Origin of the sequence: Bacillus sp. 22446, from assembly GCF_052044955.1 — a bacterium.
Classification (GTDB): domain Bacteria; phylum Bacillota; class Bacilli; order Bacillales; family Bacillaceae; genus Bacillus; species Bacillus altitudinis.
This window is the reverse complement of the sequence record NZ_JBQEOD010000001.1, coordinates 791819-804038: the sequence shown is the minus strand read 5'-3', so window position 1 is coordinate 804038 and position 12220 is coordinate 791819. Positions and strand designations below refer to the sequence as shown.

The 12220-nt window shown below is 43.3% G+C and carries 14 protein-coding genes; 10 read left to right on the top strand and 4 right to left on the bottom strand.

Annotated elements, in window-relative coordinates:
* Nucleotides 1-112: 112 nt before the first annotated feature.
* The gene (gene cysK, locus ACTJJD_RS04225) at nt 113-1042 is read right to left on the bottom strand and encodes a cysteine synthase A (protein WP_440608133.1); all 930 of its coding nucleotides are present in this window, start codon (nt 1040-1042) and stop codon (nt 113-115) included.
* 93 nt (nt 1043-1135) lie between these two features.
* Here cysK and thpR point away from each other — a divergent pair, with 93 nt between their 5' ends.
* The 4 genes from thpR (at nt 1136) to ACTJJD_RS04205 (ending at nt 4710) form a co-directional block, all read left to right on the top strand.
* Nucleotides 1136-1687, top strand: coding sequence for an RNA 2',3'-cyclic phosphodiesterase (gene thpR, locus ACTJJD_RS04220; protein ID WP_440608137.1), 552 nt, complete (start codon nt 1136-1138; stop codon nt 1685-1687).
* 25 nt (nt 1688-1712) lie between these two features.
* Nucleotides 1713-2648, top strand: coding sequence for a hypothetical protein (locus ACTJJD_RS04215; RefSeq protein ID WP_008343036.1), 936 nt, complete (start codon nt 1713-1715; stop codon nt 2646-2648).
* Between the two features lie 47 nt (nt 2649-2695).
* Complete coding sequence (locus ACTJJD_RS04210) at nt 2696-3625, top strand: YegS/Rv2252/BmrU family lipid kinase (protein WP_440608132.1); 930 nt, start codon at nt 2696-2698, stop codon at nt 3623-3625.
* Nucleotides 3626-3909: 284 nt separating this feature from the next.
* The gene (locus tag ACTJJD_RS04205; protein ID WP_025207816.1) at nt 3910-4710 is read left to right on the top strand and encodes a phosphotransferase family protein; all 801 of its coding nucleotides are present in this window, start codon (nt 3910-3912) and stop codon (nt 4708-4710) included.
* Here ACTJJD_RS04205 and ACTJJD_RS04200 read toward each other — a convergent pair.
* On the bottom strand, nt 4707-4982 hold the full coding sequence (locus tag ACTJJD_RS04200; protein ID WP_017358323.1) for a YtzH-like family protein: 276 nt from the start codon (nt 4980-4982) through the stop codon (nt 4707-4709). The two genes, ACTJJD_RS04205 and ACTJJD_RS04200, sit on opposite strands and share 4 nt — an antisense overlap.
* 189 nt (nt 4983-5171) lie before the next feature.
* Between ACTJJD_RS04200 and trmB the strand changes: the two genes are divergently transcribed.
* The 3 genes from trmB to ACTJJD_RS04185 all read left to right on the top strand — a co-directional run bounded on the left by trmB (nt 5172) and on the right by ACTJJD_RS04185 (nt 8550).
* Nucleotides 5172-5813 carry a tRNA (guanosine(46)-N7)-methyltransferase TrmB gene (trmB, locus tag ACTJJD_RS04195; protein ID WP_007501825.1) on the top strand — a complete coding sequence of 214 codons (642 nt, stop codon included), beginning with the start codon at nt 5172-5174 and terminating at the stop codon, nt 5811-5813.
* 117 nt (nt 5814-5930) lie between these two features.
* Nucleotides 5931-6779: a YtnP family quorum-quenching lactonase gene (locus ACTJJD_RS04190; protein WP_440608131.1), complete on the top strand. Its 849-nt coding sequence runs from the start codon at nt 5931-5933 to the stop codon at nt 6777-6779.
* 73 nt (nt 6780-6852) lie between these two features.
* A complete protein-coding gene (locus ACTJJD_RS04185; protein WP_035391093.1) occupies nt 6853-8550 on the top strand; it encodes an NAD-dependent malic enzyme in 1698 nt (565 codons plus the stop codon).
* A 40-nt stretch (nt 8551-8590) separates the two neighbouring features.
* On the opposite strand, the gene ACTJJD_RS04180 is transcribed toward ACTJJD_RS04185, so the two are convergent.
* Nucleotides 8591-8905 carry a PepSY domain-containing protein gene (locus tag ACTJJD_RS04180; RefSeq protein ID WP_003217759.1) on the bottom strand — a complete coding sequence of 105 codons (315 nt, stop codon included), beginning with the start codon at nt 8903-8905 and terminating at the stop codon, nt 8591-8593.
* Between the two features lie 199 nt (nt 8906-9104).
* Here ACTJJD_RS04180 and ACTJJD_RS04175 point away from each other — a divergent pair, with 199 nt between their 5' ends.
* Entirely contained in the window at nt 9105-10178 is a 1074-nt protein-coding gene (locus tag ACTJJD_RS04175; protein ID WP_008343043.1) for a M42 family metallopeptidase, read from the top strand.
* A gap of 44 nt (nt 10179-10222) precedes the next feature.
* Here ACTJJD_RS04175 and ACTJJD_RS04170 read toward each other — a convergent pair whose 3' ends face one another.
* Entirely contained in the window at nt 10223-10669 is a 447-nt protein-coding gene (locus ACTJJD_RS04170; RefSeq protein ID WP_041507650.1) for a YtoQ family protein, read from the bottom strand.
* A gap of 200 nt (nt 10670-10869) precedes the next feature.
* Here ACTJJD_RS04170 and ACTJJD_RS04165 point away from each other — a divergent pair, with 200 nt between their 5' ends.
* Together ACTJJD_RS04165 and ACTJJD_RS04160 are read left to right on the top strand one after the other, a co-directional pair.
* Entirely contained in the window at nt 10870-11898 is a 1029-nt protein-coding gene (locus tag ACTJJD_RS04165) for a PTS transporter subunit IIC (protein WP_019743715.1), read from the top strand.
* A complete protein-coding gene (locus tag ACTJJD_RS04160; RefSeq protein WP_003217665.1) occupies nt 11885-12205 on the top strand; it encodes a thioredoxin family protein in 321 nt (106 codons plus the stop codon). Before ACTJJD_RS04165 ends, ACTJJD_RS04160 begins: the two co-directional genes overlap by 14 nt.
* Nucleotides 12206-12220: the final 15 nt, after the last annotated feature.

Genomic DNA, 12220 nt, shown 5'->3' with positions numbered 1-12220 from the left:
AAGGTTTTCTATCACGCTGAAAAGAAGACAAAGGGCTAAAATCAAGTTCATTTTAGCCCTTTGTCAACAATTTGAAAGGAAAAGGAACAGGAGCATACGCCCTGTTCCTTTTTTAATCTTGAAACACATCACTTGATAAATAACGTTCACCCGTGTCTGCTGTCATACAAATGACAATGTGATCCTTTGGCATTTGCTTGGCTGCTTCAATGGCTGCATAGCATGCCGCACCAGATGATGGACCGACTAAAATACCTTCAAGACGGGCGAGCTTTCGTGTGATGCCGTAAGCATCTTCATCACTCACTTGCACAATCTCATCATACACCTGTTCGTTTAAAATTTGTGGGATAAATCCTGGACTTGTGCCAACAAGCTTATGTTTGCCAGGTTTCCCGCCTGATAAAACAGGAGACCCCTTTGGCTCTGCCACACGTATCGTCAATTCCGGGAATGCTTTCTTTAGTTCCTCTCCAGTGCCTGTAATGGTTCCGCCCGTTCCAGCAGTGGCGACAAAAGCGGCAAGCGGCTGCCCAATCTGTTGCACTGCATCAATAATTTCTACAGCCGTTGTCCCTCTATGAGCATCGGGGTTCGCACCATTGTCAAATTGCATGGGAATAAAGCTATTAGGAATTTGAGCAGCTAATTCTTCTGCCTTGCGAATACAGCCTGGCATTTTTTCCTCCCCCGGGGTTAAAACGACCTGTGCGCCGTATGCCTTTAAAATATTGATTCTTTCTTGGGTCATCGTATCAGGCATGATCAGAATGGCTTTGTAGCCTCTTGCAGCAGCGTTCATCGCTAAGCCAATTCCTGTATTCCCGCTTGTTGGTTCAATAATCGTTGCCCCTTTTGTGAGCTTTCCTTGTTTTTCTGCCTCAAGGATCATATTGTAAGCAGCCCGATCTTTTACACTTCCGCTAGGATTAAATGATTCCAGTTTTAAATAAACAGCAGCGCCATGTTCTGGCTGAAGGCGCTGTAATTTTACAAGTGGTGTATGACCTATTAATTCAGCTATATTTTGTGCAACCTTCATCATGTGACACCCTTTCTTCTCATTCCGCATTACTTTAGTTATACTATCATCAATGGGGATTCGTAAAGTTTGTTAAAAAGGACAGGTGAAGATATGACTGAAAGCCGTCATTATTTTATCGGGATTCCAATCCCTGAACAACTCGCGTATCAAATGAAAGCGGATATAGACAAGAGGAGCGGACTTTCCTTTCAAAAATGGACAGCGCCCATTGATTATCATGTCACCCTTGTGTTTTTAGGCGCGATTCCAGAAGACCGTTTAAATAAGATATCTGAGCTACTTGCACAGCTGTCTCATGAGGTGTCTGCTTTCCCGCTGAAGCTGAATGAGATAGGGGTATTTGGTCAAAAGGAGCGGCCGAGAGTTTTTTTTGCAAAGCCTAGTGAAAGTAAGCCTTTGATGGATTTAAGAGAAAAGGTGAAAGCAGCCGTTTTGACAGCAGGTCATCCTGTCGAAAAGAGACCCTTTCATCCACATATGACGATTGCGCGCAAATGGAATAGAGAACAGTCCTATATAGAACAAGCGCCCTTACGGAAAGAACCATATTCGATGGAGGTTTCTAGTATCGCTTTATTTGAAATTCGTCTAAAAGAAACCCCACGTTATCACGCGATCAAACAATTTACACTACATAAATGATTCTAGAGGTTGGAGTGAGCAGCAGATGGCGCAAATTATTAAAATCCAAGATTATATATCACGATATGAACAAGACCCGCATCATTACATCAATCAGTTTATTCGGTTGAAAAAACAAAGATGGGACGAGTTAAAAAAGGCTTCCAAAGAGCAGGTGCAAAAGCAGGCTGACCAAGCCACCGAGCAAGCACCTGAGCAAGAGGAAGAAAAGAGAAAGAAATTCTCCTTAAAAAGAAAGCAAAAAGAAGCCGATATGAAAAAGGAACGTGACCTGAGTCTTTTTAACGAGCCAACAGATATAGAACAAGGTGTTTTTACAAACGTTCCTACCGATGAAACGAAGCTGATTCACTTTTTTAAGGATCATCTTTACGATGTTCAGTTAAAATGGGCCAGCTCGACGATCTCTCATATTTCAACTGTCTCTCACCACATTCGATATGATGAAAAGCTGCGGATGCTTGCAAGGCAGCTGCCAGATTCTTATTTTGTGATGTACAAGCCGGTGCTGCTCATTCAAAAAGCTGAGATGGAATTGTGTCCAGTGCTCATTACGCCGCTTGAAGTCATCTGTTTATCTTTCTTAGAAGCAGAGCCAGACAGCGTATATATTGGATCGAAGGAACGTTTTTGGGAAAAACGGGCGACTGGAAAAGCTGTTCAATCCGTCTTGAACCCTTGCGCAAGCCTTCTTCGCTCTGGAACTGTTGTGTCAAAAATTTTACAGCAAAGTGGTGTAGAGCTTCCTGTGAAAAAAATCCTCATCAGCCGCACCTCGTATATTGACTTGCCCGAAGTTCCATTCGGGATGGAGGTTGTCGATAAGAAGAAAGCGGAGGATTGGTTTGAAAAGCAGCGGAAAAACACCGCGCCGACAAAGCACCAGCAATTCAAAGCGACAAAGGCATTGCTCGCTTATGGTGAATCAGACAGCAAGAGAAGGCAGGAATGGCTCGATTAAAGGCATATCAAGGTCACCAAAAAATGAGACCTGAGTGGAGCTAATATATGAATGAATGGTACTTTATCGTCAATCCAGCAGCAGGACAAGGAAAAGGACTCCGCACTTGGAGAAGCATAGAGAAAGAATTACAAAAGGTAGAGATCTCCTACAGATCGTTTCTTACCCAGCATGAAGGACATGCCGAAGTTTTGGCGAGACAGATTAGCGCTATGCAAGACGACAGATTGAAACGGTTGATCGTCATTGGCGGTGACGGCACAATTCATGAAGTGCTAAATGGTTTAAAAGAAATCGATCATGTGCAGCTAAGCTTTGTCCCAGCAGGTCATTGGAATGATGCTGCGAAGGGGCTGGGCATCCAGCGTCATGATGTGATCAAAGAAGTGAGAAAACAAAAGAGGATGCTGACGAAAACATTTTCTCTCGGTTCCTTTCAAGATCATGCAGAAAGTCCGCAATCTGTTCTTTTTCTCAATCATATTGGTGTTGGGTTTGATGCGCATGTCTTGAAGAGAACGGTACATTTTAGAGGGAAAAAGTGGCTAAACCGACTCAAACTCGGGTTTATCATCTATCCGCTGTCCTTTCTACATTCGTTATGGTCTTTCAAACCGTTTGACCTTGCTCTTTTTATTGAAAATGAGAGAAAAGTATTTCGCCAAGTGTGGTTTGTGATCGTATGTAATCACCCTTATTATGGGGGCGGGCTGGAAGCAGCGCCGGAAGCGAGTGCGAGGCAATCAGGATTTCAAACAATCGTTGTCACGGATTTGAATCCATTGAAAGTCCTCTTATTTTTAAGTGCAATGGTTTTTAAAAAGCACCTTGTAATGGAGGGAGTCACCCTTTTTCAGCATGAAGAAGCCTACTTGGAGGCAGATGAAAAAATCCTATTTCATGCCGATGGAGAAGTGATTGGCGCCACTCCAGTGTTTGTTAAGGCTAGTGAGCGATCGTTAAAATTACGTGGCTAAGAAGCAGCCAGTGTGCGCACGAGCAAAAGAAACATGAAAAAAGACTTCCCTTTTCATAAGGTTCTTGTCCTGATTTTCTAGTTTTGCTTGACGAGTATAAGAAGGTAGCGATAAAATCTATAGGACGGCTATTGTTTAGCATCTCATTCTCAATAGCTGTCCTTTTTGTTTTTATGATCATATAAATAAAAAATAAACAGCCAATTGATCTCAATCGGCTGAATTTTGTCGACTAAAAAAGCATGATTTAAAATATTTTAAGAAATGATGGGTTGAAAATTGATATGAACTGGTTGGGACAAATATTAGGTAGCGAATGGCACATCTCTCCTGCTGGAGGCGCTACGGGAGATGCGTACTTCGCAACACACAATGACCAAAAGCTATTTTTAAAACGCAATACGTCACCGTTTCTTGCGGTTTTGTCAGCTGAAGGCATTGTGCCGAAGCTTGTCTGGACAAAACGGATGGAAAATGGGGATGTCATCACTGCACAGCACTGGCTGAGCGGCAGAGAGCTGAAGCCAAAGGACATGAATGACCGTCCTGTAGCGGAGCAGCTAAGAAAAATTCATACATCAAAAGAGCTGCTCGATATGCTGAAACGATTAGAAAAGCACTCGCTTGACCCGGCATCGATCTTGATGCATCTCAAGGCATCGATCTTAAAAGAGCAGATTGACTCACATGATATCACGCGTGCCATCCAGTATTTAGAGAAACATGTGGAGGCAGTTCATTTCGAGGATAAGGTCGTATGCCATTGTGACCTCAACCATAATAATTGGCTGCTGACAGATGAAAACCAGCTCTATTTAATTGATTGGGACGGGGCAATGATTGCGGATCCAGCGATTGATCTTGGACCGCTCTTATACCATTATGTTGAAGAAGAGAACTGGGAAAGCTGGCTCTCTATGTATGGTGCTCCGCTGACCGACAACTTGCGAAAACGCATGGCATGGTATGTGCTGGCTGAAACCGTCTCGTTTGTCGTTTGGCATAAAAGAAAAGGAAATGAAAAAGCGCAAAAAGAAGTGCAAGCCGAGCTACATGCACTCTTAAAACGGTTAAACATCCATTAAGACAGTGGAATGTTCTCGACCCAGTTAGATAGATGCGATTGATGCGCTTCGATATGTGCATCAATTGAACTGACAGAGGTGCCTTTTTGGCTGTAATCATAAATATCTGTTAATAGCTGACGAACGTCAGCATCCAAATCTTCTTTTGCCAGCATTAACTGAATCACGCGTCCCACCTGTTCATATTCTGCAACAGTCCCGCAGCAATCCAGCTGGTGATCAGTTAAAATATCTTTGATTAATTGAAGCTGATGTTGGCGGTTTAATCCCATACGTATGCTCCTTTCAAGGCGTGTCATTTATGTGGTTAAACTGTGCATTCAGCTTTGATTTTATACATGAAGCAGACCAGCCCAATTAGCAGCTGGTCTTTTTCATATGTGCGGATAAGATGCTGTCTTGCGGCTCTTTATGTTTCATGGTATCTTGATAAAATGTAAAGAAAATAGAGGTGTATCAAATTGAGAATGCGACATAAACCGTGGGCGGATGATTACTTAGCTGAAAATGCTCATATTGCTTTAGCCAACCCTGAACAATACAAAGGGAAATGGCATGAGCTGTTTGAAAATGATCATCCAATCCATATCGAAGTCGGTACAGGAAAAGGGAGCTTTATTGCCGGAATGGGCAAGCTTCATCCTGAGATAAACTATATCGGCATTGAATTATTTAAAAGTGTCATTGTGACGGCAGTCGATAAAATCAAAGAAACAGATGTAGAAAACGTAAAGCTTCTAAACATCAACGCAGAGACACTGACAGATGTCTTTGCGGAAAATGAGATTGACCGGGTGTATTTAAACTTCTCTGATCCGTGGCCAAAATCAAGGCATGAAAAACGTAGGTTGACGTTTAAAGCCTTTTTAAAGCGATATGAACAGATCCTCCGTCCAGGCGGTGAATTACATTTCAAAACCGATAACCGCGGACTATTTGAATATTCCTTGAAAAGCTTTTCGTCTTACGGACTCCTTTTAACGTATGTGAGCCTTGATTTACATGAGGATGGTCTCGAAGGAAATGTCATGACAGAATATGAAGAGAAATTCTCTTCCATGGGACAACCGATCTATCGATCAGAAGTAAAATTCCCTGAATAACAAGCGAACAAAGCTGGCTGCAACGAACGATTGCGGTCAGCCTTTTTTTGATAAAAAGATTAGCACATGCGATTTTCCTTTGTATTTGCTACGATAGAAAAAGGAGGGATGACAGCAATGGAGACAATGAAAATAGGTGAAATGGAACTGTTCTGGTTAAATGGGGGAGATACACACATGGATGGCGGTGCCATGTTTGGCGTGGTGCCAAAGCCATTATGGTCAAAAAAATACCCTGTGAATGATCGAAATCAAATTGAATTACGGTGTGATCCAATACTCATACGGTCGAACGGTCTTCATCTGTTAGTAGATTCCGGCATCGGGTCAGGGAAGCTGACAGAGAAACAAAAACGCAATTATGGCGTCACAGAGGAAACGAAAATAGAAGAATCACTTGCGGCTCTCGGTTTGCGCCTATCTGATATAGATTACGTCTTAATGACTCATTTGCATTTTGATCATGCAAGCGGGCTGACAAAACGTGAAGACGATAAGCTCGTGTCTGTTTTTCAACAGGCAAAAATCATCACGTCCAAAATTGAATGGGACGAAATGAGAGCACCGAACATCCGCTCAAGAAATACATATTGGAAAGAAAACTGGGAGCCTGTTGCCGATCAAGTCATGACATTTGAAGATAGCATTGAAGTAACAGAAGGCATTCGCCTGCATCATACAGGTGGACATAGCGATGGGCATAGCATCTTAACGCTCACAAGTCAGGGAGAAACAGCTATTCATTTAGCGGATATCATGCCGACACACGCTCATAAAAACCCGCTTTGGGTCTTGGCATACGATGATTATCCAATGACCTCGATCCCAGCGAAGCAAAAATGGCAGGCATTCGCCGAAGAAAACAATGCATGGTACTTGTTTTATCATGATGCCATCTACCGTGCTGTAAAGTGGGATGAAGACGGGGCAATGACCCATGAGGTCAAAAGAGAAACCGGAAGATAAAAGATCATCTGTATGTTTTTTCGCCTTTCACACAAAATAACGACAAAATGAACTTGTGAAAGGAAGAGTGCAGGTGAATCAATTTTATCGTGTACATGGTGATGTCATCGAGACACCGTTAAGAGGGATCGAAGTCATGTCTGTCCCTTATTTAAACAAAGGAGTCGCATTTACAAAGGAAGAGCGGGAAGAGCTTGGGTTAAAAGGATTTCTGCCGCCGAAGGTGTTAACACTAGAAGATCAAGCAAAGCGTGCATATGAACAGTTCAAAGCACAGCCAGACGCACTTGGGAAAAATGTCTATTTAACTGCGCTTCATGACAGAAATGAAGTGCTCTTTTATAAATTATTAAATGAGCATTTGGCAGAAATGCTGCCGATTGTTTACACACCGACCGTAGGAACAGCGATTCAGCGTTACAGCCACGAGTATAGAAAGCCAAGAGGAATTTATTTATCCATTGATGACCTAGAAGGAATGGAAGAAATTTTTGCATCTTACGGAGTGGATGAATCAATTGATCTCATTGTCGCAACAGATGCAGAAGGAATTTTAGGCATCGGCGACTGGGGTGTTGGCGGAATTGCCATTTCAGTCGGGAAGCTGGCTGTTTATACAGCCGCAGCAGGTATTGATCCTAGCCGTGTGCTGGCAGTGGTGCTTGATGCTGGGACCAACCAGGAAAGCCTTTTAAATGATCCGCTTTATGTGGGAAATCAGCACTCCCGCGTTCGAGGAGAGCGCTATGATCAGTTTATTGATCAATATGTTGAGCTTGCCCGTGCGACTTTTCCAAATGCACTTCTTCACTGGGAAGACTTCGGTACAAAAAATGCGCGCGCCATTTTGGAAAAATATAAGGACCGTATTTGTACGTTTAATGATGATATTCAAGGAACTGGAGCCGTCTCACTTGCTGCCGTTCTGGCTTGTGCAAAAGCATCGAAGGTTCCGCTGAAAGATCACCGAATCGTGATCTTTGGAGCAGGCACAGCAGGGATTGGTATAGCCGAGCAAATTCGTGATGCCATCGTGCGAGATGGTGTCAAAGAAGAGGAATCATATGATCATTTCTGGTGTATTGATAAAACGGGACTGCTCACAGATGATTCACCTGACATTCAGCCATTCCAAAAGCCGTATGCAAGACGTTCTGATGAAGTGAAGGACTATGCACGTAATGGTCCAAAGCATTCAATTGATTTGTTAGAGGTCGTGAAGCAGGCGAAACCTACGATCTTAATTGGTACCTCAACTGTAGGTGGGGCATTTACAGAGGAAATAGTGAAAGAAATGGCGTCACATGTAGAGCGGCCAGCGATTTTACCGATGTCTAACCCAACACCTCTTTCAGAGGCAAAGCCGGAAGATCTCATTGAGTGGACAGAAGGACGTGCGCTTGTCACAACGGGAAGCCCGTTTGATCCAGTTGAATATGGCGGTGTGACATATGAAATTGGGCAGGCAAACAATGCCCTTGTGTTTCCAGGCCTTGGTCTTGGAACGATTGTGTGTAAAGCCCGCCTCATGACAGACAGCATGTTTGTTGCGAGTGCTGAAGCGATTGCGAGCATGGTCAATGTCGGAAAACCGGGTGCTGCGATGCTTCCAAGTGTTGATCAGCTCAGAACAGTTTCAGCGACAGTGGCTGTCCGTGTGGCACAAGCAGCGATTGACGAAGGAATTGCGGAAGAAACCCCTGATGATCTCATTCAGGCTGTGCAAGACGCCATGTGGCACCCTGTATACAAAAAAATCAAAGCCATCTAAAAAAAGCTTCGCAAGGACTTGTCTTTGCGAAGCTTTCTTATTAAGCAACAGAATCAATGACATCAACGATCATGCCTGTTTTTGCATCAATCATGACTTCATACTGTTCAAGCTCGCCAAAGGCGGAGCGTGTAATGCCAGATTTGTACACATCAATCGTTTCACCATTTACGGTATACGGTTCTGGTACAGTATAAATCCAAGAGCCATCAATCGGGCCGCGCTGTTTAAAAGCAGATTTCACAATTTTTAACGCTTTTTCAGACGAGATATACGTAGGGAAAAAGACTTTCTTTGCAACAATTGCAGCGGCTACGCCTATACTCGCACCAATCAGAACATGTTTTAACTTCAACGTGCTGCACCTCCGTATTGCTGTTTTTTCCATTATACAAAACTTGTCCAGCGATGTTAAGAAATCCGAATACTTGAAAGCATATTCAAAATTTCTGGAGAGATACTTGGAAAACCGAAAGAATTCTTATAGTATAAAGTGAGTGTTATTTTTATAGGAATTTATATGGTCATTACATAGAAATGAGGGTAACTGTCAAATGAACGAAGAAACAATGTCGCTTTTCCGAAATTTAACAGAATTACAGGGGACTCCAGGTAATGAGCACCATGTGCGTGCTTTTATGAAAAAGGAACTTGAGAAATATTCCGATGAACTCATACAGGATCGTCTTGGCGGAGTGTTTGGTGTCCGCAAAGGTCCAGAGAACGCACCTAAGATTATGGTGGCTGGTCATATGGATGAAGTCGGCTTTATGGTGTCATCCATTACGAAAAATGGAATGATTCGTTTTCAAACACTTGGCGGCTGGTGGAGTCAAGTGATGCTTGCGCAGCGCGTGGATGTTCATACGGATCACGGGCCAATTCCGGGAGTTGTATCGAGCACACCTCCGCACCTTCTGACACCAGAACAAAAAAGCAAACCAGTAAAACCGTCAGATATGCTCATTGATATTGGTGCAGACAGTGAAGAAGAAGCGAAAGAACTTGGCGTTCGCCCAGGGCAGCAAATCGTTCCTGCAACGGTCTTTACCCCAATGGCCAATCCGAAAAAGATTTTAGCCAAAGCTTGGGATAACCGCTATGGGTGCGGACTTGCCATTGAATTATTGAAAGAATTAAAAGACGAAACCCTCTCATGTCAATTGTATTCAGGTGCAACCGTACAAGAGGAGGTAGGGCTCAGAGGGGCTGAGGTAGCTGCGAATATGATTCAGCCGGATCTGTTCTTTGCTCTAGATGCGAGTCCTGCAAATGATGTGACGGGAGACAAATCACAATTTGGCCAGCTTGGAAAAGGTGCACTTCTTCGTATTTATGATCGCACGATGATTACGCACCGAGGCATGAGAGAATTTGTCCTCGATACAGCCGAAACAAACAATATTCCATATCAATATTTCGTATCGCCGGGCGGTACGGATGCTGGACGTGTTCATATCTCAAATCAAGGTGTACCGTCTGCTGTTATTGGTGTATGTGCGCGTTACATTCATACAAGTCACTCTGTCTTGCATGTGGACGATTATGCAGCGGCAAAAGAATTAATTGTTCGTCTTGTGAAAAATTGTGATCAAAGCACGGTGGATTCGATTTATCAACAAGTGTAAATGATAAGAAAAAGGCTGCCTCTTTTAAGAGCACAGCCTTTTTCTTATTCCTGTTCAAATACGTATGACAACGCCTTAATTGCTTGATTCACTGTTTCGACAGTGATATTTGCTTTGTTTGATAGTTCCTTTAGGGGATGATGTAATTCTTTAGGACGAATCAAAATAAGGGGTTTTCCTTTGGCGATGGCAGAAGAAGCATCCATTGCCGTGTTCCACTGTTTATATTTCTCACCAAAGCGGGCGATGACAACGTCTGCCTTATTTAATAATAGTTCGGTGCGGAAATTGTTCAAATCAGAAGCCGCATCGTCTTTCAAGATGGCATTTGGCTGCCCGCCTAAAATATCTTCTCCGATGTTATCTGATCGCTCATGATTCTCCATTGGACCAACAAACGTCACTGGCAGTTTCAAAGACTGGCTTTTTTCCTTAATCTCATCGCGCCATTGGCTATGAATTTCTCCAGCTAAATAAACCGTTAATTGCATAACAATCTCCTCCTTGTGCACAAACTTAGTAAAGGTTTGCCCTGTTTCTTTTCATGTTACACAAGAAGTGCTTGATAAAGCAAAAAAAATATGATTATGATATTCATGGTAGAGACTATTTTTCATCGTAAGAAGACTACATATAATGGGAAGGACAGGCCTCTTCGTCTTTCCTATGAGAAAGCAGGAAGACGACGTTGATGACTTATTTAAAAAGAAAGGGTATTTCCCTTTCGCCAAAGGTGTATTTTATTGATGCACTCTCTTATATGGCTTTAGGTCTATTTGCTACATTAGTGGTAGGGCTGATTTTAAAAACAGCAGGCGGCCTGTTATCATTTCCTCTCATCGTGGAAATGGGAACGCTCGCTATGGGGCTAATGGGACCAGCAATTGGCGTAGCGGTTGCTTATCGCTTAAACGCTTCTCCTTTAATTATTTTCGCAAGTGTTGTTTCAGGTGCCGCTGGAGCAGAGCTTGGGGGACCTGCTGGAAGCTTCGTGGCTGCTCTCATTGGTGTGGAATTAGGCAAACTGATCAGTGGTGAGACAAGAATTGATATTATTTTAACGCCGCTTGTGACCATTATCACAGGTTTTCTCACCGCTGCTTTCATCGGCCCTGGGATTCAGGCGGTGATGACAGGGCTCGGCAGGCTGATCGTATGGGGGACTGACCAAAGTCCACTCATCATGGGCATGCTGGTTGCAACCATTGTTGGACTTGCTCTTAGCTCACCGATTTCAAGCGCTGCGCTTGCGCTGATGCTTGATTTAAGCGGTCTTGCTGCTGGTGCGGCAACGATTGGTTGCTGTGCGCAGATGGTCGGCTTTGCTGCTGCAGGATTTAGAGAAAATCGTTTTGGTGGTCTTGCTGCGGTAGGCATTGGAACATCAAAACTACAGCTGCCGAACATTGTGAAAAATCCACTCATTCTCATTCCGCCGACGATTGCAGGACTGATTCTTGCGCCAATTGGTATCATTGGCTTTGGGATGGTCAATAATGCGGCAGGAGCGGGTATGGGAACGAGCGGTCTTGTCGGCCAGCTCATGACTCTCACAGTCATGGGATTTCATCCTTCCGTTTTCCTCGCAATTGCTCTCTTGCATATCGTTGGCCCGGCAGTGATTAGTTTGGTAGTATCAGAATGGATGAGAAAGAAAGGCTATATACAATTCGGAGATTTAAGTATACAAACTGGAGGAATCAAACATGAAAAAAATTGAATCAAACGAAGAATTACAAAAAGTGATTCAAGAAGACTTAACCGTATTACTATTTTCAGCTGACTGGTGCCCGGACTGCACATTTATTGAGCCGTTTTTGCCAGAGCTTGAAGCAAACTATCCAGAATTTGAATACTTCTATGTGGATAGAGATCAGTTCATCGACACTTGTGCAGAGTGGGAAATTTACGGAATTCCAAGCTTTTTAGTCTTTAAAAACGGACAAGAGATCAACCGTTTTGTCAGCAAAGATCGTAAGACAAAGGAAGAGATTGAAGCATTTTTAACAGATTCTCTTTCTAAATAACGAAAGGAGAGTCTT